This is a genomic window from Pseudoalteromonas sp. RWi3 (assembly GCF_054960735.1).
Genome location: NZ_JBHNYL010000002.1, coordinates 236,716 through 261,849 on the forward strand (window position 1 = coordinate 236,716; position 25,134 = coordinate 261,849).

Annotated in this window: 22 protein-coding genes; 14 read left to right on the top strand and 8 right to left on the bottom strand. The window is 40.6% G+C overall.

Going from position 1 to position 25,134, the window contains the following annotated elements; genetic code table 11:
- The first annotated feature begins 6 nt into the window (after positions 1-6).
- From ACFI4Z_RS04585 to ACFI4Z_RS04600, 4 genes are all read left to right on the top strand, one after another.
- Positions 7-2,448 (top strand): M1 family metallopeptidase, encoded by a 2,442-nt coding sequence (locus ACFI4Z_RS04585; RefSeq protein WP_462669527.1) that lies wholly within the window; start codon positions 7-9, stop codon positions 2,446-2,448.
- Entirely contained in the window at positions 2,448-2,966 is a 519-nt protein-coding gene (locus ACFI4Z_RS04590) for a DUF6702 family protein (protein ID WP_462669528.1), read from the top strand. Before ACFI4Z_RS04585 ends, ACFI4Z_RS04590 begins: the two co-directional genes overlap by 1 nt.
- 167 nt (positions 2,967-3,133) lie before the next feature.
- Positions 3,134-3,757: an HAD family hydrolase gene (locus ACFI4Z_RS04595; RefSeq protein ID WP_462669529.1), complete on the top strand. Its 624-nt coding sequence runs from the start codon at positions 3,134-3,136 to the stop codon at positions 3,755-3,757.
- Positions 3,758-3,917: 160 nt separating this feature from the next.
- A complete protein-coding gene (locus ACFI4Z_RS04600; protein WP_462669530.1) occupies positions 3,918-4,643 on the top strand; it encodes a YebC/PmpR family DNA-binding transcriptional regulator in 726 nt (241 codons plus the stop codon).
- Positions 4,644-4,953: 310 nt separating this feature from the next.
- On the opposite strand, the gene ACFI4Z_RS04605 is transcribed toward ACFI4Z_RS04600, so the two are convergent.
- Positions 4,954-7,137, bottom strand: a complete 2,184-nt coding sequence (locus ACFI4Z_RS04605) for a malate synthase G (RefSeq protein ID WP_462669531.1) — start codon at positions 7,135-7,137, stop codon at positions 4,954-4,956.
- 238 nt (positions 7,138-7,375) lie between these two features.
- On the opposite strand from ACFI4Z_RS04605, the gene ACFI4Z_RS04610 reads away from it, so the two are divergent.
- On the top strand, positions 7,376-8,977 hold the full coding sequence (locus tag ACFI4Z_RS04610; protein ID WP_462669532.1) for an isocitrate lyase: 1,602 nt from the start codon (positions 7,376-7,378) through the stop codon (positions 8,975-8,977).
- A gap of 615 nt (positions 8,978-9,592) precedes the next feature.
- Here the strand turns inward: ACFI4Z_RS04610 and ACFI4Z_RS04615 are convergent.
- Positions 9,593-11,617 carry a S9 family peptidase gene (locus ACFI4Z_RS04615; protein WP_462669533.1) on the bottom strand — a complete coding sequence of 675 codons (2,025 nt, stop codon included), beginning with the start codon at positions 11,615-11,617 and terminating at the stop codon, positions 9,593-9,595.
- A gap of 138 nt (positions 11,618-11,755) precedes the next feature.
- On the opposite strand from ACFI4Z_RS04615, the gene ACFI4Z_RS04620 reads away from it, so the two are divergent.
- From ACFI4Z_RS04620 to ACFI4Z_RS04640, 5 genes are all read left to right on the top strand, one after another.
- Positions 11,756-12,136: a VOC family protein gene (locus ACFI4Z_RS04620; RefSeq protein WP_462669534.1), complete on the top strand. Its 381-nt coding sequence runs from the start codon at positions 11,756-11,758 to the stop codon at positions 12,134-12,136.
- 53 nt (positions 12,137-12,189) lie between these two features.
- Complete coding sequence (locus ACFI4Z_RS04625) at positions 12,190-12,741, top strand: polysaccharide deacetylase family protein (RefSeq protein ID WP_462669535.1); 552 nt, start codon at positions 12,190-12,192, stop codon at positions 12,739-12,741.
- Between the two features lie 2 nt (positions 12,742-12,743).
- Positions 12,744-13,103, top strand: coding sequence for a MerR family DNA-binding transcriptional regulator (locus tag ACFI4Z_RS04630; RefSeq protein WP_462669536.1), 360 nt, complete (start codon positions 12,744-12,746; stop codon positions 13,101-13,103).
- Between the two features lie 62 nt (positions 13,104-13,165).
- On the top strand, positions 13,166-13,738 hold the full coding sequence (locus ACFI4Z_RS04635) for an NAD(P)H-dependent oxidoreductase (RefSeq protein ID WP_462669537.1): 573 nt from the start codon (positions 13,166-13,168) through the stop codon (positions 13,736-13,738).
- Between the two features lie 47 nt (positions 13,739-13,785).
- Entirely contained in the window at positions 13,786-14,778 is a 993-nt protein-coding gene (locus ACFI4Z_RS04640; RefSeq protein ID WP_462669538.1) for a WD40 repeat domain-containing protein, read from the top strand.
- Between the two features lie 169 nt (positions 14,779-14,947).
- On the opposite strand, the gene ACFI4Z_RS04645 is transcribed toward ACFI4Z_RS04640, so the two are convergent.
- From ACFI4Z_RS04645 to ACFI4Z_RS04655, 3 genes are all read right to left on the bottom strand, one after another.
- Positions 14,948-15,685 (bottom strand): 5-oxoprolinase subunit PxpA, encoded by a 738-nt coding sequence (locus tag ACFI4Z_RS04645; RefSeq protein WP_462669539.1) that lies wholly within the window; start codon positions 15,683-15,685, stop codon positions 14,948-14,950.
- An 80-nt stretch (positions 15,686-15,765) separates the two neighbouring features.
- Positions 15,766-16,563 carry a putative hydro-lyase gene (locus tag ACFI4Z_RS04650; protein ID WP_462669540.1) on the bottom strand — a complete coding sequence of 266 codons (798 nt, stop codon included), beginning with the start codon at positions 16,561-16,563 and terminating at the stop codon, positions 15,766-15,768.
- Between the two features lie 8 nt (positions 16,564-16,571).
- The gene (locus tag ACFI4Z_RS04655) at positions 16,572-18,377 is read right to left on the bottom strand and encodes a glycoside hydrolase family 3 protein (protein WP_462669753.1); all 1,806 of its coding nucleotides are present in this window, start codon (positions 18,375-18,377) and stop codon (positions 16,572-16,574) included.
- Positions 18,378-18,903: 526 nt separating this feature from the next.
- On the opposite strand from ACFI4Z_RS04655, the gene ACFI4Z_RS04660 reads away from it, so the two are divergent.
- A complete protein-coding gene (locus tag ACFI4Z_RS04660) occupies positions 18,904-20,382 on the top strand; it encodes a diguanylate cyclase (protein ID WP_462669541.1) in 1,479 nt (492 codons plus the stop codon).
- Positions 20,383-20,538: 156 nt separating this feature from the next.
- On the opposite strand, the gene ACFI4Z_RS04665 is transcribed toward ACFI4Z_RS04660, so the two are convergent.
- The 3 genes from ACFI4Z_RS04665 to ACFI4Z_RS04675 are packed head-to-tail and all read right to left on the bottom strand — an operon-like array spanning position 20,539 to position 23,316.
- On the bottom strand, positions 20,539-21,333 hold the full coding sequence (locus ACFI4Z_RS04665) for a heme ABC transporter ATP-binding protein (RefSeq protein WP_462669542.1): 795 nt from the start codon (positions 21,331-21,333) through the stop codon (positions 20,539-20,541).
- Position 21,334: 1 nt separating this feature from the next.
- Positions 21,335-22,387 (bottom strand): FecCD family ABC transporter permease, encoded by a 1,053-nt coding sequence (locus ACFI4Z_RS04670; protein WP_462669543.1) that lies wholly within the window; start codon positions 22,385-22,387, stop codon positions 21,335-21,337.
- Between the two features lie 2 nt (positions 22,388-22,389).
- Positions 22,390-23,316: a heme/hemin ABC transporter substrate-binding protein gene (locus ACFI4Z_RS04675; protein ID WP_462669544.1), complete on the bottom strand. Its 927-nt coding sequence runs from the start codon at positions 23,314-23,316 to the stop codon at positions 22,390-22,392.
- A 64-nt stretch (positions 23,317-23,380) separates the two neighbouring features.
- Here ACFI4Z_RS04675 and ACFI4Z_RS04680 point away from each other — a divergent pair, with 64 nt between their 5' ends.
- Genes ACFI4Z_RS04680 through ACFI4Z_RS04690 form a run of 3 tightly spaced genes read left to right on the top strand, consistent with a single transcriptional unit; the run spans position 23,381 to position 25,091 of the window.
- Positions 23,381-24,112 carry an energy transducer TonB gene (locus ACFI4Z_RS04680; RefSeq protein WP_462669545.1) on the top strand — a complete coding sequence of 244 codons (732 nt, stop codon included), beginning with the start codon at positions 23,381-23,383 and terminating at the stop codon, positions 24,110-24,112.
- Positions 24,113-24,136: 24 nt separating this feature from the next.
- Entirely contained in the window at positions 24,137-24,682 is a 546-nt protein-coding gene (locus tag ACFI4Z_RS04685) for a MotA/TolQ/ExbB proton channel family protein (RefSeq protein ID WP_462669546.1), read from the top strand.
- Complete coding sequence (locus ACFI4Z_RS04690; RefSeq protein ID WP_462669547.1) at positions 24,675-25,091, top strand: biopolymer transporter ExbD; 417 nt, start codon at positions 24,675-24,677, stop codon at positions 25,089-25,091. Before ACFI4Z_RS04685 ends, ACFI4Z_RS04690 begins: the two co-directional genes overlap by 8 nt.
- Positions 25,092-25,134 lie beyond the last annotated feature (43 nt).

Consider the following 25,134-nt stretch of genomic DNA (forward strand, 5'->3'; position numbering starts at 1 on the left):
TTAATTATGAAAAAGGCGGTTGTTACTTTAGGTTTACTGCTTGCGCCTCTTGCGTTCTCAAGTACAGTGTCTGCGTCATCTGTAGAGCAAACAAAAGGGTCGTTTGTTGATAAGTTTCGTCAATTAGATGAAGCGTTGCCTACTCCAAATGTATATAGAAGTGCTGCGGGTGAGCCAGGCGAAAAATATTGGCAACAAGAAGTTAACTACGAGATTGACGCTAAATTAGATGAAAAACAACGCCGTCTTAGTGCGAGTCAAACAATAGAATATAAAAATAACTCGCCGCATACATTAAAATATCTCTGGTTACAGTTAGACCAAAACATATTCAAAAGCGATTCAATTGCAGAACGAACAGCGACCTTTAAAGGAGCTGCGTTACAAGGCCGCCCTGATGCCAAACCTGCAAAACTAAGCTTAGGTCAATTACGCCGTCAGCAATTTATGAATGACAATGAACTTGGCTTCACAATTGCGAATGTTAAAGATGATAGCGGTGATGAGCTTAAGGTAACGGTTGTAGATACCTTAATGCGCATTGATTTAAATGAACCATTAAAGCCTGGTAAAGACGTTGAATTTAGCATGGACTTTGCGTTCAATATTGTCGAAGAAGATGCAGTAGGTGCACGCTCTGGTTATGAGCATTTTGAGGATGATGGCAATGATATCTTCTTGCTTGCACAGTGGTTCCCTCGTCTAGCTGCTTATACTGATTACGAAGCGTGGACCAATAAAGCTTTTTTAGGCAGCGGTGAATTTACGCTAGAGTTTGGTGATTATGACGTTGAGTTAACTGTGCCAGCTGACCACATTGTATCTGCCACGGGTAAGCTTGATAACGCAAGCTCAGTACTTACACGTACTCAACGTAAGCGTCTTAAAGACGCTGAAAATGCTAAGCGCCCTGTTTTTATCGTAACTGAAGAAGAAGCCTTAGAGAATGAAAAACAAGGCACCGATAAAACCAAAACATGGCACTTTAAAGCTGAAAACGTGCGTGATTTTGCATGGGCGTCTTCGCGCAAGTTTATGTGGGATGCCAAAGGCTACCAACAAGGTGGTGATGAGCAGCCATTGGTTATGGCCATGTCATTCTTCCCTAAAGAAGGGGGGGACTTGTGGAAAAAGTACTCTACAGAATCTGTGGTTCATACCATGGAAGTGTATTCGCGCTTTTCATTTGACTACCCATACCCTGTTGCACAATCAGTAAATGGCCCTGTGGGTGGCATGGAATATCCTATGATTACCTTCAATGGTCCTCGTACGGAATTACAAGATGACGGTACTCGTACTTATTCACAAGCTGAGAAACGTTTTTTGATTGGTGTGGTAATCCATGAAGTAGGTCACATCTACTTCCCTATGATTGTCAACTCAGACGAGCGCCAATGGACATGGATGGATGAAGGTTTAAATAGCTTCTTAGATGGTGTGGCAGGCCGAGAGTGGGATCACACTATCCCATGGGGTGTAGAGCCGCGTGATATCGTTGCCTACATGAAATCAGAAAACCAAGTGCCTGTAATGACACAGTCTGACAGTGTATTACGTTTAGGACCTAATGCTTATACCAAACCGGCAGCAGCACTTAATATTTTACGCGAAGTAGTGCTGGGCCGTGAGTTGTTTGATTTTGCATTTAAAGAGTACGCGCAACGTTGGAAATACAAGCGCCCTACTCCCGCTGATTTCTTCCGTACCATGGAAGAAGCCTCTGGTGTTGATTTAGATTGGTTCTGGCGTGGTTGGTTCTATACCACTGACCATGTCGATATCTCTTTAGATAAAGTTTATAAACTACAGCTTGATACTAAAAATCCTGATATAGACTTTAGCCGTTTACGTGATATTGAAGCAGATAAGCCTATGCCGCTTTTTGTTGAACGCAATAAAGCCGAAGGTAAAAAACTATGGGTTGATGAAAACCCAGATGTGACAGATTTCTACGATGCCAATGATCGTTTTACTGTGACTAACAAAGAGCGTAACGCGTATAACAAGTTCTTGAAGGGGCTTAAGCCTTGGGAGCGTAAAGTGTTTGATCGCGCCATAGAAGAAGATAAAAACTATTATGTTTTTGAGTTTTCAAATGTAGGTGGTTTAGTTATGCCTATTTTGCTTGAACTAACCTATGAAGATGGCAGCAAAGAGATGCAACATATTCCTGCTGAAATCTGGCGCCGTAACCATAAACATGTGCAAAAGCTAATTATCACCGATAAAGACAAGAATCTTGTGTCTGTGTCGGTTGACCCTCGCTGGGAAACGGCCGATGTTGATGTTGAAAATAATCATTATCCACGTCAAATTATCCCTTCGCGTATTGAAGTATATAAGCGTAAAAAGAGCACAGCTAAAGTACGTCGCGATATCATGCAAGATATCAAAACAGAGCTTAAAAAAGATGATGAAAAAGATGATACCAAGGAGCAAAATTAATGCGCATAATGCTCATTTTTTTAGCTTTGCTGATTGCTGCGCCGTCTATGGCGCACCAACTTAAAGCATCTGTCACAACAGTATTATTCAATAAGAGAACGAGCAATATTGAGCTTATGCATCGCTTTTATTTACATGATACTGAGCATGCTGTGGAACATTTGTTTTCAGGAGGCGCTGATATTATTAGCAATAAGGCCGATCAACAACGCTTTGTTAACTATGTTGAGTCGCATGTTGCCCTCCAAACCCTCAATGGTGAGCCTTTAACGCTTATCGAAGTTGGAGCGCAAGTGGATGGCAAATTCTTCTGGGTGTATCAAGAAGCGCCAATTCCTAAAGGTCTTAAAGGAATTAGAATGAGTCACGGTGCGCTAAGAGATCTTTGGCCGGCACAAGTTAATATGGTGAATGTTGAAGGGAGAGGTAAAGTGAAAACGTTACACTTTACGCAAAGTGACACATGGCTAGAGGCACGTTTTGAGGCTAAAGAAGACAACGGCTCAACATCACAGTAATTGCTCTTCATTAAATTCTATGAATCCCAACTTTCGCGCGCAGTAGTTTTGCGCGCGTTTTTAAACCTCTAAAAAATATGCATGATCGTTTGCATATTCAAGTGCGTAAACTATCTTAAAGTAACGTGAGAGATACCATGAAAAACCAATCATATACAAGGATTAGTATGGATATTGATAACCACTGCATTGAAGGCGTAATCTTTGACCTTGACGGTACCTTAGTATCTTCCGAGTTGGACTTTACGCTTATTAAGGCACAGCTTAATTGCCCTGCGGATCATGACCTTCTGAGTTTCATTGCAGCACTCCCCTCTCCTTATATGCGTGAAGAAGCGATGAACATTGTGCATCACCATGAACTTATTGATGCACAACATGCGACCTTACTGCCAGGTGTTGCTCAAACTGTGGATTACCTGAATAAAATGGGTATTCCAATGGCTATAGTGACACGAAACTATGACCAAGCAGCTGCGCTCAAACTCAAGAACAACCCGTTACCTATTAAAACAGTACTAACACGCAGTGACGCCCCACCAAAGCCAAACCCTAGCGCTTTAAATGCAATAGCCACGTTGTGGGAGTTAGAGCAACACAAGTTAATTTATGTTGGGGATTATTTGTATGATATACAAGCTGCTAAAAATGCAAAAATGCGCTCTTGCCTTTATGCGCCTGATGTAATTCCTGATTATGCAAAGCAGGCGGATTATATTTTGCATCACTTTCGTGAGCTTGCTGAATTAGTTGATGATTTAGCAAAAACACCCGCACTAAATCATAACTAAAGCTGTAATCATTATTATGTTAAATTGCCTTTTGTCTTTAGTTTGATTGGTAACTCATCTATTTGAGATGAATTTGAATAATTGTGATTTTAGCTACTAGCTCAACCCTACCTGAGTTGTTAAAATATAACTTATACCGATATTAAACCAGAGGCACAAGATGGGCAGAGCATTTGAAGTCCGCAAAAGTTCAATGGCTAAAACAGCCAATGCAAAGACTAAAGTTAATTCTAAATACGGTAAAGAAATTTACGTTGTCGCTAAAAACGGTGAGCCCGACCCTGAGGTTAACCAAGCGCTAAAACGCATTATTGACCGTGCTAAACGTGATCAAGTTCCAGCCCACGTTATTGACAATGCAATAAAAAAAGCAGCAGGTGGTGCAGGAGAAGATTACTCAACAGCCCGTTATGAAGGATATGGCCCTGGTAACTGTATGGTAATTGTTGACTGCTTGACCGACAACCCAAATCGTACCATCAAAGATGTACGTTTACCTTTCACAAAAACAGACTCAAAAATAGGTACACCAGGTTGTGTTGCGCATATGTTTGACCATTTAGCCGTACTAGGGTTTAGTGGGGATGATGATGAAGTTGTACTTGAAGCGCTAATGATGGCTGATGTTGATGTCACTGATGTTGAAGTTGAAAACGGAAAGGTTTCTGTGTTTGCTCCTCATACTGAATACTACAAAGCTAAAACAGCGTTAGAAGAAGCGTTTGAAGGCATTAATTTTGAAGTAGACGAAATTACCTTTGTGCCACAGGTGCACGTAGATATCACCGATGAAGATGATATTGCTAACTTTGATAAATTTATTAATATGCTTGAAGATTGTGACGATGTACAAAACGTTTATCACAATGCGACTGTTGTAAACTAGTACAGTATCTAGCTAGCTAAAAAGCGCACATAAGTGCGCTTTTTTTGTATATGGCTTTATGCTGAATGTTTGCTATTCACACTACTTATGGGGAGACAGTATTCATTTGCCTTTTTGATAAAAAGAAGAGGAACTAGCTGGCGCTTTGCCACTCCACAGCCCCTCAAATATGAAAATAGAAAAGGGGAGGGCGATCACGTTATTGCGAGTGCAGAAGATCTGTGTGAGGTCGATATGAAGACTATGAATAAAGCAAAAAAAAGCCAACCTAGCGGCTGGCTACATGACACAAATAAACTCGAAGGGGGAGTTAATTCTGCATTTCTTTATATTTTATACGAAAAGAATGCAATAAAGGTTCAGTATATCCACTAGGCTGTTTAGTACCTTCAATAACAAGGGCTAAAGCAGCTTGATAGGCAATGCTATTGCGTAGGCTTTGAGACGAATCAGCCATATTATTATACGCTGAGTCATGCGCATTTTGGCCATCAACCACTTTTGCCATTTTTGCCATTGTGCTTTCAACTTGGTCTTGAGTACATACGCCATGAGCTAACCAATTAGCCATGTGCTGGCTTGAAATCCTCAGTGTAGCGCGGTCTTCCATTAATCCGATGTGGTTAATGTCAGGCACTTTTGAGCAGCCAATACCTTGGTCAATCCAGCGCACAACATACCCTAAAATCCCTTGTGCATTGTTATCAAGCTCTGCTTGAATATCTTCTTTACTTAGTGCGCTTGGGTCGTCCATCAAAGGCGGGGTAAGTAAATCACTCAAGCTTGCTTCTTTACGCTCTGCAATGTGCTTTTGACAGGCAAATACATCGATATCATGATAATGCATTGCATGAAGTGTCGCAGCCGTGGGAGAGGGCACCCAGGCGGTATTTGCACCAGATTGTGGGTGGCCCAATTTTTGTTCCATCATTAATGCCATTTTATCAGGCATTGGCCACATCCCTTTACCTATTTGAGCTCGGCCACTTAATCCTGTTTGTAAACCAATATCAACATTTCTATCTTCATACGCGCTGATCCAAGGTTGTTGCTTGATAGCCGCTTTTGGTAGGACTACACCTGCTAGCATTGAAGTGTGTATTTCATCACCAGTTCGGTCTAAAAATCCGGTATTAATGAAGACTACACGGCTCTTCGCTGCTTCAATACACGCTTTTAAGTTTACTGATGTACGGCGTTCTTCATCCATAATACCCATTTTAATGGTGTTTTGGGGAAGATTTAATACTTCTTCAACGCGTGAAAATAAAGTATTAGTAAATGCGACTTCTTCAGGGCCATGCATTTTAGGTTTTACAATATTAATGCTTGTTGCAGATGAGTTTTTAACTGCACTTTTACCATTTAAGTCGTGGAGTGCTGCGGTTACGGTGATCATCGCATCCATGATACCTTCAAATACATCGTCTCCTTTGCTATCTTTGATTGCAGGGTTAGTCATAAGGTGGCCTACATTTCGGACAAACATCATACTACGACCTTTTAGCGTCAACTGCTCACCATCAAGCCCGGTGAAGTGTCGATCGCTAGATAATGAACGTTCTACCGTTTGTCCGCCTTTTGTAAACGACTCAACTAAACTGCCATTCATAAGGCCAAGCCAATTTTGATACACTTGCACTTTATCTTCTGCGTCAACGGCAGCGACAGAGTCTTCACAGTCCATAATGGTGGTTAATGCAGCTTCTAATACAACATCTTTTAAACCCGCTTTATCTGCTTTGCCTATTGGGTGCTGATGGTCAATTTGCAGTTCAATATGGAGTCCATTATTTTTAAGCAAAATGGCACTCGGATTTTGCGCTTCACCGATAAAGCCAACTAGCTGTTCTGGCTGTTTTAAGCACGTTTGTGAACTGTCACGTAATGTAATGATTAGCTGACCATTGACGATAGAATAATTGGTGCTTTCAATATGCGAGCCACACTCTAAAGGCAGGGACTTATCTAAAAACTGCCTTGCATAGGCCATAACTTTAAAGCCGCGTACAGGGTTATAAGTAGACCCTTTTTCTGCGCCGTCATCCTCTGTAAGTACATCCGTGCCATAAAGTGCATCGTAAAGCGAACCCCAGCGAGCGTTTGCCGCATTTAGTGCAAAACGTGCATTACTTACAGGCACCACAAGTTGTGGGCCTGCGCATTGTGCTATTTCAGGCTCTACATTTTGGGTTTCGATTTTAAAATCTTTTGGCTGAGGAACTAAATAGCCAATTTCACTCAAAAATGTATGATATTGCTGTGCGTTCCATTGCGGATTGCGTTGATGATAATCATCAATTTTTGCTTGTAAAGCATCTCGCTTAGCAAGCAATGCACGGTTAGTTGGAGTTAATTCGTCAATTATATTTGCAAAGCCTTGCCAAAACTGTTGCTCGCTGACGTCAGTACCTGGTAACAGTTGATTATTAATAAAGTCGGCTAATTGAGTATTTACAGTTAAGCCAAATTGACTGTGAGAGTGAGTTGTCATAGTTGCTATCCTTTAAACGGTCGAACTGCATAAATTTCTTATGTGCTAACCATAACGTAAAAATAGCGATATAGGTGCCCTTAAGCCATTCACAAAAAATATACTCAGCATAACAACTATAAATTTACTAAATCATAAAAATCCGCCTAATGTTTAATTAACCGCTAAGGAGCAAACCACTCCTAGCCACTCTCACACAAAATAAATATTAGCTTAACCCGTTCAAAGGATTTTTATTATGAGTACATATCAACAGCACACAGACACCCTAGCAACACTTTGCGAAACACAGGGCAAAACATGGCAGGCTATTAACCCTGAGTACGCAAGTCGCATGCGCTTACAAAATCGCTTTCGTACCGGGCTTGATATTGCACAATTCACTGCTGACATTATGCGTGAAGACATGGCTGCTTATGATGCAGACACAAGCCAATATACTCAATCACTTGGTTGTTGGCATGGTTTTACTGCACAACAAATGATGATGGCTATTAAACGTCACCAAAAAACGACTAAGCGCAGTTATGTATACCTAAGTGGTTGGATGGTTGCAGCTCTTCGTTCGGAGTTTGGCCCGTTACCAGACCAAAGTATGCACGAAAAAACGTCAGTTCCTGCGTTGATTGAAGAGATTTATACCTTTTTAAAACAAGCCGATGCCCGTGAGCTTGACCATTTATTTAAAGACCTTGATGCTGCAAAAGCAAATGGTGGTGATGTTCAGGCTGTAATTGATAAAATTAATAACTTTGAAAGCCATGTAGTACCAATCATCGCAGACATCGATGCAGGCTTTGGTAATGAAGAAGCAACATATTTACTGGCTAAAAAGATGATTGAGGCCGGTGCGTGTGCTATTCAAATCGAAAACCAAGTATCTGATGCAAAGCAATGCGGTCACCAAGCGGGTAAAGTAACAGTGCCACATGAAGACTTTTTAGCAAAAATTAACGCTGTTCGTTATGCCTTTTTAGAATTGGGTATTGATAACGGTGTTATTGTTGCTCGTACCGACTCACTTGGTGCAAGTTTGACGCAAAAAGTGCCAGTATCACAAACACCGGGTGATTTAGCGAGCCAGTACAATGCATTTTTAGAAACAACGCCAATTAACGCAGTTGAAGACTTAAATGAAGGCGATACTGCGATGAAGCTAAACGGTCAACTTTGTAAACCAACACGACTTGAAAATGGATTATACCAATTCCGTGAAGGCACCGAAAAAGACCGCGTAGTATTAGACTGTGTAACAAGCTTACAATCAGGTGCGGATCTATTATGGATTGAAACTGAAAAACCACATGTTAAACAAATTGCGGAGCTGGTAAATCGAGTTAAAGAGCAAGTGCCTGATGCAAAACTCGTTTATAACAACTCTCCTTCGTTCAACTGGACACTAAAATTCCGTGAACAAGTGTATCAAGAATGGCAAGAAGCGGGTCGCGACTTATCTGCTTACCCAAGCATTGACGACAATAAAGCGCTTATGGCTCCAGAAATGGACGGCACAGAGCTTGCTCTAGCAGCAGACGAGCTAGTACAAAACTTCCAGCGTGATGGCGCAAGAGAAGCGGGGATTTTCCATCACCTAATTACATTACCTACTTACCATACTGCGGCGCTAAGCACTGATATTTTATCTGAGGGTTACTTTGGTGACCTAGGCATGTTGGCTTATGTACGTGATGTTCAACGTCAAGAAATTCGTCGTGAGCAAGCGTCTGTTAAGCACCAAGATTTAGCCGGCTCAAATATAGGCGATACGCACAAAGAGTATTTCTCAGGTGACAATGCACTTAAAGCCGGTGGTGAAGCAAACACCATGAACCAGTTCTAAAAGTCTTTATTTCCTAGTCAACAATGTTACAAGGGCCGTAAGGCCCTTTTTTCGTTGATAGCAAAACAAAAATAAAAAGTAAAAAGGCTGATTATGCAAAGCTTAACTTTACTCAGATCACGATTTAACTAGCTGGCAGTGCGACAGTTACTATTTGGATCAGAGTTTAACTAGCTGCTGATTTGCACCTAAACTTTTGGATCAGAATTTAATCAGCTGCGCTTTTGTTCGTTATTTTTTAATCAAACGTGTGGTTAAATAGCTTTTTTGGCAGGTTAACAGGACTATTTTGAGAGAAAATACCTGTAATTGCCCTTTAAATTAAAAATATAAACCGATTTTTTACCAACTCTAAGCGAGGATAAACCACTTTTTTACCAACTCAAACGCCGTAATCAGTGACTCAAACCGATTTTTTACTAACTTAACGACCTAATAATGTTATAAACCGAAATTTTACTAACTCAATTGACTGGTCAAGTCCGATACTTTTTTTGAGTATGTGAGGAGTTACTTACATTATTACTGTAAAGGGGGTTTACAGTATATTGGCTACGAGCTACGAGCTACGAGTATCAGCACAGTGCCCGTAGCCCGAAACTCGTAGCTTAAAGGTTATTTACTGTGTTTATCAAACCACCATTGGATATAAGCGACTTTAGTCATTAAATTAGAAGGGCGTTTAGTTATGCCATGTGATGCCCCAGGAATACGAACCATCGCCGTGTCTACACCTTGTAGTTTCAAAGCTTGGTAGTATTGCTCAGTTTCAGAAATCGGCGTACGGTAATCAGCTTCGCCGGTTAATAGCATGGTTGGTGTTTTAACATTACCCACATAGCTGATAGGTGAGCGCTGCATATAGTGCTCAATATTATCCCACGGTTTACCAGGAAACCAGTAGTCAGCAAAAAATGGGTAGTAATCGGCAGTTAGTACAAAGCTGATCCAATTGATAACAGGTTTTGCCACAACAGCTGCTGCAAAGCGGTCAGTATGACCTACAACCCATGCTGTTAATGTACCACCGCCAGAGCCGCCAGTGACAAATAACTTAGATTCATCAATAAATCCTTTTGCAATTAATGCATCTACGCCAGTCATTAAGTCATCAAAGTCATTACTTGGGTAATTGTGATGAATTGTTTGTGCAAACTCCTTTCCATATGAGTCACTGCCACGAGGGTTCATATAAAGCACCACATTGCCTTTGGCGGCAAACAATTGTACTTCTGGGCTAAAGTGAGGGCCGTAATTGGCCACCGGTCCACCATGGATTTCAAGCACTAATGGGTATTTTTTGGATTTATCAAAACCTGGAGGGTATGCAACCCAACCCTGAACAGCTAAACCATCATGATTCGACTTAACCCAAATTTCTTCAACCTTAGCGAGATTTTTGTTTGCTAGCGCATCCTCGTTTAGCTTAGTTAAATGCTGTGTTTTTCCTCGTTTTAATAAGGCAACATCAGCAGGACGCTGAGTATTTGCAAGTGTAAATGCCACTTCACCATCTTCACTTACGTCAAAATCACCACCGGAGTAGGGGCGACCAAAAGCGACGCTTCCTACATCTTTAGTTAAAATTTTACGTTTACCGCTGCGAGGTTGATAAGCAAGGGTGGTTTGCCCTTTGCTGTCATAAGCAAAATAAACACCTTTTGAATCATCAGCCCATTTTATCTTTTCTACACTGCGGTCTAAATCAGTTGTTAAGTTGCGTGTTTCTCCTGTTTTTAGGTCGCGAATATACAAACGCGTATTTTCATAATTGGTCTTTTTATCATCATACCCGGTATACGCTAAATAACGACCGTTGGGTGACACCATAGGTTGTCCATCTGGGCCAAGTCTATCGGTTATTTGAATGATCTCAGCAGATTGTAAATCCAACTTGTAGATTTCAGAGTTGGTTGGCTTAAATAAGTAATCAGCATGGCGATTGGCTGAAAAATATAAGCTGTCACCGTCTTTGCTAAAACTTACAGGGCCGCCATGATCAAAGTTCCCTGTAGTTAACTGATTGGCATTCCCGCCATTGGCGCTAATTTCAAACAGATGACGAAAGCCTTTTTGAGTGTAACCGCCGCCATCAGCACGGTAATAAACATCATCAATATACTTTGCCGGCTCGGCCCAGTTAGCGCCCTTTGGTTTTCCTGGTAAAGACACGGGGCTAGCACTAGCAGCAGGCACAAACTGACTAAATACAAGTTTTTCACCATTCGCAGACCAGGTTAGATTACCCGGGCTCTGGGTTAAATTACTTATCTTGGCAACAGCCCCGGTATTTAGCCATTTTACATAAATTTGGCTACTGCCATCACGTGTTGAAATAAATGCTAAGCGGGTTTCATCGGGTGATAATACCGGTGAATAGTCCATATGCACGCCAGAGGTAAGCGGTTGGAGTTGTTTTGAACTGCTATTAACCGACCAAATATTACTTACTTTACGGTCACTTTTAATATCCATGCGGTTACGAACAAAATAAACAATATCGCCATCACCAGTCATTTCAATTTGGTTGGCATATTCAAGGTCAAATACATTTTCTAATTGTAAGGTATTATCAGTTTGGGCCGCGACGCCACAAAAGCTCACTGTAGCCAGCAGCGCAAGAGGGGAGAGTAATTTCATTTTTATTCCTTGTTATAAACAGTGTTTTTGAAGTTATAAAGTAACAATAGTGAAAAATATACCTTAATGCGATAAGAAGTGGACAAAGTCCTGTAGAACGCATAATTTAATGATTCATATTTAAAAAGGAATAATCATATGATTGGCTATACGATGTTAGGAACAAATAATTTAGAAAAAGCAGTAGCTTTTTATGATCAGCTTTTAGCTCAGTTAGGTGCGCAGCGTTTTTTAGAAAATGACCGCTTTGTGGCATGGAGCACAAGCGCGGAGCAACCAGGATTTTCAGTAACGTTACCGCATAATGGTGAAGCTGCAACGGTTGGTAATGGCACTATGATTGCCATAGCTGCTTCAAACCCGGCCCAAGTTGATGCCTTTTATGCTAAAGCTATTGAGCTTGGTGCTAAAGATGAAGGTGCGCCGGGACCACGTGAAATGCCGGGGTTTTATGCGGGTTATTTTCGTGATTTAGACGGCAATAAACTCAATGTTTTTTGTTTCACACAGACAACTTAAAGTATAAAGTCGCATGATGAAAGTGGGTGCGATATTACTATTACTCGCCGTCGATGAAGGCTCAGCTGAATGATTACAAAGCATTGGCTGAGCAAGAACATGAACTGGGAAATCACAGCTTATTTCACCCATGTAGCGCATCTAAAAAAAACCGTGAATGGGTGAGCGAAGAGCAAAACCTAGATAATTACACTGTTGAGCGTGCGATACGCGAAGTGCTCACTGCTAATGTGTTTTTACAAGCACTTGATGGCAAAACGCAGCGCACTTTAACGCCGCCTTGTTTTGATACTCAAGCCGCTGGTAACGAGTTTTTAGAGCCGCTTAGAGACCATTTTGTAGCAATAAAAGGGGTCGGTAATGATAATGGACACTCTGTATTATGGGCCCCAGTAGGAGCGAGTAGGCAACAGCTTATTGATTATGTAAAAGGGATGCCGCCCGAGATTAAGCTGATTAATCTTCTTTTTCACGGCGTAGGTGGTGATCATTTAAGTATTTCAGTCAAGGCTCACTCGCAGTTATTAGCTTTCTTAGCTGCAAATAAAGAAAAGTACTATGTTGATTCTTATATCAATATTATGAAAAAACAGACAAAGGAGTGAACGTGTATATTGGCGAGATTGCAAGGCGTTGTGGTGTATCCGTAAAAACCATTCGGCATTATGAAAAAATTGGTTTGTTAAGTGGCATTAAGCGTCAAGGAAGTTACCGTATTTATGAAAACGCTGATGTAGAATTTGTCACGCTAATAAAACGAGCGCAGTTACTAGGGCTAAGCTTAGCTCAACTTAAGCAGCTTAAAATTGCTCGCTATGATTTGAATTGGCCTGCGGTTGTGGCTTTACTTGAGGACAAGAAGCGGCAAATATTGATAGATATTACTGCACTTAAACAACAAAAAGAGCTGCTAGATCTTTATCACCGCGATATAAAAGTGTGTTTGGATAACCAAGTATTAAGCTAACGGTGCTTGACTCTGCCCTATAGGGTAGGGTGTATGCTACTTCTTTTAAAGGAGTAGTTAGTATGAAGAAACGTATTTTAGTGATTGATGCAAACCCAAAGCAAGCCAGCTTTTGCAACGCATTAGCAAAGAGTTATAGTCAAAGCTGCAATAGTGAAAGTGAAGTACACACGCTCTCTCTTAGTGCGATGAGTTTTGACCCCGATTTAACTAATGGCTATGACAATGAGCAACCGCTAGAGGCTAATTTAATTGACTTTCAAGCGCAGTTGCAATGGGCTGAACATATTGTGTTGTTTATTCCCGTTTGGTGGGGCGGTTTGCCAGCAAAGTTCAAAGGCTTAATTGATCGTACGTTTTTACCTGGATTTGCCTTTGAGTATCAACTAAATAAAACTATTCCCGACAAGCTACTGAAAGGGCGTACAGCAGAGATTATTTTAACGCTTGATACGCCAGCTTGGTATTATCGCTTTATCCAAGGAAATCCGGTTCAAAAGCAGCTCAAACACGCTATTTTAGAGTTTTGTGGCATTAAAGTTATCTCAACCATATATCTTGGGCCGATTATAAAGTCATCCCCTGAGCGACGTAAAAAGTGGCTAAAGCAGATAGCAAAAAAAGCAATGAAATGAGAATATTGATATAAATAAATGAATAACAATAATAAAAGAGGATAAGCGTGCTGTTACGTATTGCAAAACTAATTTTCGCAGGGAGCCTACTAACACTTACGGCCTGCTTAGGCGAGACTGTTTTTGAATCTCCACCTATATCACAGTTTCAACATACAGGCGAAACCGTAGAATCCGCAGCAGTGTCCAGTGATGGGCAGCTGAGTGTTGTATCAGAGCACGGTAAAGTGTGTGTATGGGACAATACCAACAATACACTTATCTTTGAATGTATCACAGGTGATGACGCTAATTATGTTGAGTTAGTCGGGTTGAGTGACGACAAAACCACATTCTATATTTCAAATAGAATGGCGATACATGTTTTTTCAGTGCAAACAGGGCAATTAATTGGCAGTTGGTCTACAGGCCAAAATATAGCGCGCGACATTGCTATATCTGCTGATGGACATTTATTACTCGTTGGTTATCGCACTGGCGAAGCGGGTGTGATCAATACACAAACTAAACATAATACCGTATTTAAAATCCATCGACTTGATATCAATTCAGTAGCGCTATCAGCCGATGGGGGCACAGCGCTGAGTGGCTCAAGTGATAAACATGCTTATTTGTGGTCAACCGCAAATGGTAAAATATTGCAAGAATATAAACTTGCGACACGCGTTAACCATGTCAGTATGAATGAACGAGGTAGCATAGGTTTTGCGATTGATTCTGTGGATGATCGCATTTTTCTTGATTTAAAGTCAGGTGAAGAACTATCACAACTAAATATCTTTGCTAACTTTATTGAGTTTAACGACTCACAGTTCATTAATAATGATAAATGGTTTTTAACTGGCTCGCCTAAGAGCAAAGTTTATTTATGGCAGGTTGCCAGTGGTAATTTATTGGCTGAATACGGTGCGGCGGAAAAAGGCCAGCGTAGTTCAATTTTAGCCGTCGGGTTTAACAAAGTCAGTCAGCGCATCTTCACACATAACAGCAGTGGTATGCTTGAAGTATGGCCTTATCAAAGTCAAAGCACAAAAGACTAATGTGGTCTTGAGGTATAATCACCCTAATATTCATTAGGGTGTGGTGCTGTTTACTTATTTAGTGCGGCACATCTATTCGCAAAAATGAAAAACGGTTTTTGTTTGTTTTAGTAAGTTGTAAAGGGGGTTTCCAAATGCCAAACAGACTGCATAAAAAGCCGTTAACTGATTAACGTTTTGCGTTTATACAAAGTGTTTTAATTTCCTGTATTAAAGCGATGCCATCGGCATTATCGCCATGAACACACAAGCTATCTGCGTTTAAAGGCACTTTTTTACCGCTATTCGTTGTGACCGTTCCCTCACTAAGTAGCTGATTTACTTGAGCCAGCATGGCTGCTTTATTATGTACGCTACCCGCTACATTCCGCGATACTAGCCGGCCTTTGTCTGTGTATTGTCGATCTGCAAAAGCTTCTAAAATAAGCGTGATGCCATGTTGTTTTGCTAGTTGTTTATGATGTTTTGATTCGTTGGTTGCTAAAATCATTAACTTTAGTGAGGGCGAGTAGCGAGCTATTGCACCCATAACTGTGTGTAAAATAGCCTCATTAAACATCATATCATTATAAAGTGCACCATGAGGCTTAACATAACCCAATGTAAGGCCGTGTACTTTTGCCATACCTTCTAAGGCTGCGATTTGATAGTGAAGGCAGTTGGTTAACTCTTCTTTTGAAAGTACCATTGAACGTCTACCAAACCCTTGTTTATCTGGGTAGCTTGGGTGTGCACCAATCTCTACAGCGTTCTGTTTTGCAAGTATTAATGTTTTTGCAATCACGTCACTATCACCCGCATGAAAGCCACAGGCTATATTGGCCATATCAATGTGTGGCATAACTTGATCATCAAGCCCCATTTGCCATGCACCAAAACTTTCACCTAAATCACAATTGAGCTTCATAATTTTCGCTTAACTCTATCAATTTATAAAAACATAGCTAATACTCACATATAGCAGTGTGGCACTTCATTTGTGTATCATTAAAAGGATGCTATATGTGCATTTTGAATATCGGTAATTAACATGTGCCCTGGGCTATGTGTAATGCAGAAATCAGGTGCTGCCTGTGCAATAGCGACTTGTGCAGTCACACCACACGCCCAAAAAACAGGTACTTCACCCTCTTTAATGCTAACAGACTCACCATAGTTCGGCCGATTTATATTTTTAATACCAATAGCCGCAGGGTCGCCAAAATGAATGGGGGCGCCATGAACATCACTAAACCGGCTGCAAATTTGAATTGCACGAATAGCATCGGCGGGTTTCATTGGCCGCATACTAACCACCATATTACCATGAAAAATACCGGCACTTTCGCTCTGAATATTGGTGATATACATAGGCACGCTTTTATGTTCAGTAACATTACGTATTTCAATGCCGGCATCTTTTAAAGAGTCCTCAAATGAAAATGAGCTGCCTATCAAAAAGCTGACTAAGTCATCTTGCCAGTACTCTTTGATATTTGTCACCTCATCAACAAGCTGACCTTTTTTATAAATTCGGTAGCGAGGAAGATCAGTTCTGATATCTAAATCATGTGCAACATTAGAGATACTAACGGCGCCAGGTTGCTGGCTACTCGCGATGATAGGGCACGACTTTTTATTGGCTTGGCAGAACTGTAGAAAATCAAATGCATAACGCTTAGGTAAAATCACTAAATTTGCTTGCACAAAGCCGGGCACGAAGCCTGATGTGCTGCCTGTATAATCTTCATTACGGATCATGTTGCGGATAGCGTAAGGGGTGGTTAGTGAAGCGTTATGTTGCATAGAGTCCTCTAATTACGATTAAAGCCATTTACCGTGACAGGCAATATACCTGTTGCAATGTGTTTACCAACTAATACTTTAGCAAGAGCCGTAAAAGCAGGGCCTGCTACTTTAACATTATTATCTACATCTATGTTATACGCATAAGTTGCTAGAATTGCATCAGCATATTGGCTGAATTTTGCAATATCGTAAGGCGCTCTTAGACTGACAAACACCGTTTTTTTATTCGCCAGTTGTGATTGGTGTAACAGCTTTTCGAGCACAGCGCTTTGCTCTGACTTAGCAACCATAAACTCAGGGTCGTCAGCTAAGTCATCCATACCGCCAATTTCAACAGCACTTTGCGCAGGCGATGCATTTGCAGCTATGATGACATCTGCTTGATTGATTGCTTTAAGAGTGGATTTAGGATCGAAGCCCTGCAAGCTTGTGCAAGAGAATTGAAAACGGTAATCGGCATGCTCTTTGATAGCCTGCTCAAGGGCCATACACTTTCGCGTGTCAGGCATAATAAGGTGTATTTTGAGATTGTTAGCTAGTTTTAAAGGAAGTGTTTGGTTTTCATTTTTAACCTCAGTAATAGCCGCTAAGGCTAGTTGAGCTTCAACCGCCCGATGCGTTGGCTTACCTAGAGTATGTTGCGCTGCTTTAATGGCACTAGATTCATCGAGCACAGTGGTTAGTTTAAACTTTTCTTTTAGGCGTAAAATCCTTTGTGCTGATAAAGCGACTTCCTGAGCATCTAAGTTACCCTTTTCTACCTCTTTAACAAGGCGTTCTATTAGTTCTTTCAGCTCGATTAAGTCATCAGGTTGGCGAATTTCGATTGGCATTAAAGCGATATCAACACCTGCCGAAAATGTATTTACGACGGCTTCAACGGGTTCAAAAAAGTGGCTGATCCCGGCCATGTCAAGCGCATCAGTTATAACGACTCCTTGATAGTTTAATTCCCCCCGTAAAAGGTCAGTTATGATTTTACGTGACATTGTGGCCGGCTTTATCATGGTTTTACCGTCTTTACTTATAAAAGTGCTGTCATCAAGCGCGGGATATTGAATATGTGCTGTCATGATCATGCCAGGATTTTGGCTTTTAATAATACCCTTGAATGGTGGCAAGTCTTGCTGCCAAATTGTGTTTTTATCGTGCTCGACTCTAGGCAGACCTGTATGACTGTCTACGTTTGTATCCCCATGACCTGGGAAATGTTTTAGCGACGTGATCACACCGTTATCTTCAAAAGCAGCTACTTGCGCACCACCAAGTATACCAACTAAAGTTGGATCTTCGCTGTATGAACGCACATTGATAACAGGGTTATCAGGATTAATATTAACATCGATTGTAGGCGCGTAATTAACGTTGACACCAATTGCCTTTAGCTCATCAGCAATTACACGTGCTGATTGTGTCGCAAACTTTGTACCGTGCGTAGGGGAAGTGGCGCCGATAGACATGTTACCGGTAAATGAAGTGCCTATATGACGCGGTATCCTAGCAACACGTCCACCCTCTTGATCTATTGATATAAATAACGGGACACCTAAGGTTGATTTGGCTGCAGCTTGTTGCATTTGATTGTTGAGCTTTACAATTTGTGCAACATTATCAATATTTTCAGCAAAAAGAATAACGCCACCTATATTGTGTTGGGCGATCGTTTGCGCTAAATCTTGAGGAAGTTCGGTCATTGGCTGGCGACATTTTTTTTTGCTACTTTTTTCACAGTAGTAACGAAAATCAAGCATCAGCTTTTGACCAATTTGTTGTTCAAGCGTTAAGTTTGTTGCTGCGATGGTCGATTTCATTGAAATAATGCACCCTAATCCAAAGGTAATTGATGTAATGGCAAGCTTAGTTAACACTGTTAGCTCCAAAGCTATCTAGTTTAAAGTTGCTTGACTGAAGAACTTTAAAATTGAATGGTTTACGTTGCTACAACTTTAGCTGTTCTGATAATTAGCTGTAAATAAATAAAGCAATAGCTCATTAATTCTATCCTAAAACCTAGCTTAAAAACTAACGAATCATAGCGTAGAGTAAGATTAAAATATAAAAAGTATATCTTAAACAAAGTGGGAGTAATTACTTGAGTTTTTGTTCTAAATCAACTGTAGGTATGCTTGTCATAGCTTTTAATAATACATTTTGCTAAGATTTTTCTACTTTGTAGCCAAGGAGTGTTAAGGCGAATTACTGTAAAAGTTGAGTATTATTTTGCATCGCTTCAAGAAACATTTAACAGTTAACTTAGACTTAAAAAAGTTAATCCTTTTTTTAGCTATCTCCGCCACTATTGTTACATTTTTGAATAGCTTTTATTCTAGCTATCAAGTGCAAAAGCAACAGTTGCAGCTACAAACCCTTAAAAGCCAAAGTGCTTATGCCGCAAAGTTGGGGCTAGCAACGGATCGATTTTTACAAGCTGCACAACAACAACTTGCCTACTCAGCCAAGGTTATTGCTGATGATTTCTATAATGTTACAACCTACCAGCAAGAGGTCGAGCGTTTAAGACTACAAACTAACAGTTTTAATTCGACGGTGATTGTTGAGGCAAAAGGCAAAGTGCTTGACGTATCACCAGCGAGTTTGCAGTTAAAGGGTCATCAACTGCAAAGCCAAGGAGCAAAACAAGCGCGGTTAGTCAAAAAGCCCATGATAAGCGAACCTTATATTTCTGCGGCTGATAATTTAATTATCTTTATTTCACACCCACTTTTTAACAAAGACAATGAATACCTTGGGTATGTTGGTGGCAGTATTTATTTAAAAGAAGCCAGCATTTTGCATAGTTTGCTACAAGTTCACTTTCATGAAGATGGCTCATATTTGTATGTCGTTGATAAAAATAGACGATTACTCTATCACCCAAATAAGTCGCGTATTGGCGAGCGTGTGTACAATAACAATATTATTGAAGCAGTGCTAAAAGGTGAAAAGGGCACACAAGAGTTAACAAATAGCCAAGGCTTAGAGGTGTTAGCCGGTTATGCTCCTTTAGCACAAGCTCCTTGGGGGATTATTACTCAGCGCCCGTTAGCAAAAACACTCGAGCCGCTTGATGGGTTAATGGTGAGTGTACTTTACCGCACTATCCCAATAGGGTTAGCCACTTTTGTTTTTATTTTACTGCTTGCCCGTTTTATAGCACACCCTTTGCGCGATTTAGCTCACACTGCAAATATGTTAGATGATCCCGCTGCATCTTCAGCGCTTAAAAATGTGAAATCATGGTACTTTGAAAGTGCAGAGTTACGCAAAGCGATGCTCAAAGGTGTTGCAGTGCTACACAGCCGAATTGGTGCGTTACACCAAGAGGCCCATACTGACCCTCTAACTGGGCTCAATAACCGACGCAGTCTAGACACTATTTTGGCGCAATTAATAGACACTGGCACCCCTTTTGCTGTGCTAGCACTCGATATTGATTACTTTAAACGAGTTAATGATCAATATGGTCATGACATTGGAGATATTGTTCTCCAATCGTTAGCAGGAATTATTTCGGATGTAACTCGCAGTAGTGATTTTGTTGCGCGCACAGGTGGAGAAGAGTTTATTGTTATTTCACCTAATGCTGATGCAAATACAGCCTATGCGTTAGGTGAGCGCATTCGTTTAAGTGTTGCACAAACTGAGATATCTCCAGTAGGGTATATTAATATTTCAATCGGTATAGCTGGCTGGCCCATAGATGAATTATCAATGGAATCTATATTGAAATGTGCCGACCAAGCGCTTTATAAAGCTAAAAATACAGGACGTAACCGATGTATTTTAGATCCACAGTTTGGTGATGAGACTGTATAAATAGAAGCTGTCGGCTTGATGGAGTAATACATTTTAAAAACCACTTTTGTGTAATGTCACAGAATGAGTTGTTATTGCATCACTTGGGTATTTATAAAACCGACGGAAGATAATACGCTTTACTATTTTCCATCGGTTATGCCTCATTTATTTTGTTTAGCACGCCTTTTTATTAATTAAGATATGTGGGAGTGTATCGCTTAAGCCAATTTGCAATTTAGCATTAATTTTATAGACCTCATTGAGCCTAGCTTGGCTCAATACTTCTTCAGGAGTGCCGCTGGCAACTACTCCTCCTTTATCCATCATATAAATACGATCAGCAAAACTCGCTGCGAGTGATAGGTCATGTACCACAGCAACTACGCCAGCACCTTGCTTAGCAATGTCACGCGCTTGAGTCATAACTTCATATTGATGGTAAAGGTCTAAACTTGATGTTGGTTCATCAATCAGCAAATACGCACTTTGTTTTTTAGCTAAACTCGGTTGTAATTGGCAAAGAACACGAGCAAGTTGCGCCCGTTGTTTTTCTCCTCCTGACAACCGAGTAAAACATTGCTGTGCTAAATGATAAACACCTAAAGCTTGCATCGCATTGTTTGAAAATCGTTTAAGCGCTGCATTACTGAACTGCTCTTGATGCGCAACATGCGCCATATCAACCACTTCATTAACGGTAAACGGAAAGTCCAGTTCATAGTTTTGCGTGAGTACCGCCCTTAATTGTGCCAACTCTGCAATACTATAATCATCTAAATTTTGCTGATTAATACTGACTGCACCATCCGTTAAAGCAATATCGCCACAAAGAGCCTTAAGTAAAGACGATTTACCCGCACCATTTGGCCCAATGATCACGACTACTTCATGGGGTTTGACCATAAAATCAACGTTCTCTAAAAGCGTTTTACACCCAATCTTAGCGGTTAAATTAGTTCCTAAAAGCATTTTACCCTCGTCGTTGATAAGTTTTTAATAACATGATTAAAAAGAATGGGCCGCCAATCGCACTGGTGATAAGTCCAATAGGAAGTTCTGCTGGTAGCATCACTGTACGGGCGAATAGATCTGCCAAGCTCAGCAATAGCGCACCGCCGAGCATACTTGTGGGTATTAAATAACGGTGATCAGGACCCAGTACTAAACGTACGATATGCGGCACGATGAAACCGACAAAACCAATGATCCCTGTGATCGCAACAGCAGCACCAGTACATAAAGCCGTGTATATAAATACTTGTTTTTTAAGCTTAGTAACATTAATACCCAAGTGTTTTGCTTGTGCTTCACCTAATAAATATAAATTAAGTGGTTTACCCAAGCGAAGTAATGCCACGCAGCTAAAAATAATCAGAGTAATTGTTGGCAGCATCATTGCAAAATGATTACCCGCCAGTGAGCCCATGCTCCAAAAGGTTAAATCTCGTAGTTGTTGATCGTTACTAATTAAAGTTAATACCCCAATGAGTGAACCAACAATCGCATTGACTGCAATCCCTGCCAGTAGCAAACTAATAATAGTAAACTGCCCACTATGAGCGCTGAGCCGATAAATAAATACACATACACTAAGGCAACCTAAAAATGCGCCAACAGGCACAGCATAAATACCCAAACTGTCGCTAAAATTAGCAAATAAGCTGGTGCCTAATACAATAGTTGCGACGGCACCTAATGCTGCACCGCTTGAAACGCCAATTAAACCAGGGTCAGCTAAAGGATTTCTAAATATAGCCTGCATCGCGGCGCCGCATGCAGCTAAACCCGCACCTACAATCATAGCGAGTATTAAGCGAGGTAAGCGTATTTGCCAAATAATGGCATGCTTGAGCTCATCGTCGGCGGTTTGATTTATAATCGAAATTATTTCACTAATACTGATTACAACGCCCCCTTTGCTGAGGGCAATAAAAAAAACAATCACGCATGCTATAAATAAAGCGGGGATCGCCATACGACGGTGCTGATTTTGTGAAATTATAGTACTACCCAATGCAAGCATGATCAGTGCTCACTTAATTGGGCAGTCACATTGCTGGCGCTAGTTGCATAGCGGTATTTGTAACCTGATGGTAATTGAGTGTCTGGGTGGAAAGTATGGGCAAGCTCAACCACTGCTTGTGGTGTACGCGGTCCCATTCCAAGTAAATAACTGCCGTCGAAGCTGTGAACCTGGCCATTTTTAACAGCATTTGAGAATTTAAAGTGTGCCAGCTTTTCTAGCTTTACAAGCGGATCATCACCATGGCGACCCATTGTAATAATTACATCTGGGTTTATAGCGAGTGCGGCTTCGGTTGATAGTGGTTTCCAGTTATTAATTGTACTTGCGGCAACATTAACGCCTCCAGCTGCGCTGATAAGCTCATCAGCTGAGGTGCCCGCACCGGCAACAATAGGCTGACTATTACGAACACTGAGAACAAATAACACCCGAGGTTTAATCGTCGTTTGTCGTAATATATAGCTCAGTGCATCGCGGTCTACTTGCAGAGATTGGGCTAAAGCATCGCCTTTATGATCAACATTTAGTAATTTAGCAACTTTTTTAATTTTATCTTCTATGCCGTCTAAATTGTCATTTTTATCAAGGATGACTAAATTGATACCGGTTTGCTTTAATTGCTCGACTACTTTTTTCGGCCCAGTGTCTGCTTCACCAATCACTAAATCAGGGTTTAACGATAAAATACCTTCTGCACTTATCCTTCTAACATAACCTATTTGTGGCTTTTCTTTTGCTTGAGCAGGGAAGACGCTTGTACTATCGACCCCAATGATTCGTTGCTGTTCATCAAGCGCGTAAATAACTTCTGTAATTGAGCCGCCTGACACCACAATTCTTTGAGGAGCTGTTAATTGGTTTGCAAAAACAGTTTGGCTGGTTACTGCAAGGGTTATAAAAATTAAATAAGAGAGTAGGGGTTTCATAACGATTCCATTGTTGATAATATCTAATGCAAATAATAACAGTTTGCATTTGCGTTTAAAAGTTATGAAATTTATTATTTTTTTTATTGTTTCCGCAGTGTGTCATTTAGGCTGGCTGTACTCTCAGCCAACAAAACTAAATATGGTGCGATTTAGTGATGCCCAGCCTGCTGATAAAATTGCGGTTAAAATCATTGTTTCAAAGCCTTTTAAGGCAAAAAAAGAACGAATGAAAAAGCCAAAAGTTGTTAATGAACAAGCGCCAAACACGCTATTTCATTCAAAGGTTAAGCGTCTAGCAAAACACTCAACGGTAAAACAAAGCGCAAAAACAGCTGTACCAAATAAAATAAAGCCAACTATAAAAAAAACCATCATTGAACCTGACACTGCAATTGCCAAAGCGAAACACGTTAGTGAACCTGCAAAAAATGAGTCAAAACCCAGTCAAGCAGCTCCCGCTTCAAGTGCGCCTGTAATAGCAAAGCAGCACTCGTTAAAAAATCAAGTTATCGACTTAAACACATTACCTCTTTTTAAATCACCTAGGCCTACTTTAAATTATCCACTAAAAGCTAAGCGCCGCGGCTATCAAGGGGTTGCAATTGTGCAAATAGAATTAGCCGAAGATGGCAGCATTGCACAGCTTTCAGTATTAAAAAGCAGTGGCTTTAGTGAGCTTGATAAAGCGGCTTTAAATAACGTATCGCAATGGCAGTTTCACCCGGTGATACGTGAACAACATAAAATAAAGGCGCGCTTTAGTGTACCTATTAAATTTTCCTTGCGCTCTTAGCGCATTTAAGTAAGAGAAGTAATTATGCACGATGTTTTTTATGCTGTTGGTATTATGGCTTGGCCGTTATTTTTGGTTTCAATTATTGCGTTAGCAATAGTATTAGAGCGCAGCTTGGCGTTTATACAAAGTTGGTTGAAAATGCAAAAACTAAAACAGCCAAATGGTGAGTTTATACAACTATTAAAACAAAAGCCGCAGGCTGAGCAACGTCAGCAGTGGTGCCAATTATATTTACAGGATTGTGTGAGCAGCTGGCGGCAACGATTAAATATACTATCGCTATGCGGTACGTTAACCCCATTAATGGGGCTGCTGGGTACTGTATGGGGATTAGTACTGATGTTTAAAAAAATAGCGCAAACACATCAAGCTGTGACTCCCGCGTTACTTGCAGATGGCTTATGGGAGGCGATGTATTCAACTATGGCCGGACTTATTATTGCCATACCTTGTTTGTTTTTAAGTGGTGTTTTTAATGCACTATTAGAGCGCTTACAAACAGACTTAACCCGTGTTATTAACCACTTAAATTATCAACTCAGTTTTGGTGAGTTACCACATGCTTGAGCTTCCAGAAAAACCGAATAATAGCAATCTGATGCCTGATTTAACTGCATTGATTGACGTTCTTTTTATCTTGCTTGTGTTTTTATTGCTCACTGCTGCAGTAAAACTCGACATGCTTGATGTCACGTTGCCTGAGGTTGGCAGTGATAATCAAGCGCCACTTGAGCAACAAAAAGCAATTGTATTAAGTGTAAATTACGCTGATAAAAAGCTTATGTATGCTTTGGCTAAACTACCTTATCAGTCTTTGGGCGAGGTTATTGAGGCTTTACGACAGCATAACGAGCAAAAACGGGGCGTTTATCTAGCAATTGATCAGCAGGTACCAAGCGGTGAGTTAGTTAAGCTTTTAGCAGCACTATCAAAAGAAGATCATAAAATTGCAAATATACTCATTAAAAACGAATGAAAACAATTATCATTTAGTGTTTATTCTAGTATAATACTCATGT

Excerpts from the sequence above, each read along its gene's own strand:
- ACFI4Z_RS04585 (WP_462669527.1), top strand. The coding sequence starts at position 7 with ATGAAAAAGGCGGTTGTTACTTTAGGTTTACTGCTTGCGCCTCTTGCG.
- ACFI4Z_RS04590 (WP_462669528.1), top strand. The coding sequence starts at position 2,448 with ATGCGCATAATGCTCATTTTTTTAGCTTTGCTGATTGCTGCGCCGTCT.
- ACFI4Z_RS04595 (WP_462669529.1), top strand. The coding sequence starts at position 3,134 with ATGGATATTGATAACCACTGCATTGAAGGCGTAATCTTTGACCTTGAC.
- ACFI4Z_RS04600 (WP_462669530.1), top strand. The coding sequence starts at position 3,918 with ATGGGCAGAGCATTTGAAGTCCGCAAAAGTTCAATGGCTAAAACAGCC.
- ACFI4Z_RS04605 (WP_462669531.1), bottom strand. The coding sequence starts at position 7,137 with ATGACAACTCACTCTCACAGTCAATTTGGCTTAACTGTAAATACTCAA.
- ACFI4Z_RS04610 (WP_462669532.1), top strand. The coding sequence starts at position 7,376 with ATGAGTACATATCAACAGCACACAGACACCCTAGCAACACTTTGCGAA.
- ACFI4Z_RS04615 (WP_462669533.1), bottom strand. The coding sequence starts at position 11,617 with ATGAAATTACTCTCCCCTCTTGCGCTGCTGGCTACAGTGAGCTTTTGT.
- ACFI4Z_RS04620 (WP_462669534.1), top strand. The coding sequence starts at position 11,756 with ATGATTGGCTATACGATGTTAGGAACAAATAATTTAGAAAAAGCAGTA.
- ACFI4Z_RS04625 (WP_462669535.1), top strand. The coding sequence starts at position 12,190 with ATGAAGGCTCAGCTGAATGATTACAAAGCATTGGCTGAGCAAGAACAT.
- ACFI4Z_RS04635 (WP_462669537.1), top strand. The coding sequence starts at position 13,166 with ATGAAGAAACGTATTTTAGTGATTGATGCAAACCCAAAGCAAGCCAGC.
- ACFI4Z_RS04645 (WP_462669539.1), bottom strand. The coding sequence starts at position 15,685 with ATGAAGCTCAATTGTGATTTAGGTGAAAGTTTTGGTGCATGGCAAATG.
- ACFI4Z_RS04650 (WP_462669540.1), bottom strand. The coding sequence starts at position 16,563 with ATGCAACATAACGCTTCACTAACCACCCCTTACGCTATCCGCAACATG.
- ACFI4Z_RS04655 (WP_462669753.1), bottom strand. The coding sequence starts at position 18,377 with ATGAAATCGACCATCGCAGCAACAAACTTAACGCTTGAACAACAAATT.
- ACFI4Z_RS04665 (WP_462669542.1), bottom strand. The coding sequence starts at position 21,333 with ATGCTTTTAGGAACTAATTTAACCGCTAAGATTGGGTGTAAAACGCTT.
- ACFI4Z_RS04670 (WP_462669543.1), bottom strand. The coding sequence starts at position 22,387 with ATGCTTGCATTGGGTAGTACTATAATTTCACAAAATCAGCACCGTCGT.
- ACFI4Z_RS04675 (WP_462669544.1), bottom strand. The coding sequence starts at position 23,316 with ATGAAACCCCTACTCTCTTATTTAATTTTTATAACCCTTGCAGTAACC.
- ACFI4Z_RS04680 (WP_462669545.1), top strand. The coding sequence starts at position 23,381 with ATGAAATTTATTATTTTTTTTATTGTTTCCGCAGTGTGTCATTTAGGC.
- ACFI4Z_RS04685 (WP_462669546.1), top strand. The coding sequence starts at position 24,137 with ATGCACGATGTTTTTTATGCTGTTGGTATTATGGCTTGGCCGTTATTT.
- ACFI4Z_RS04690 (WP_462669547.1), top strand. The coding sequence starts at position 24,675 with ATGCTTGAGCTTCCAGAAAAACCGAATAATAGCAATCTGATGCCTGAT.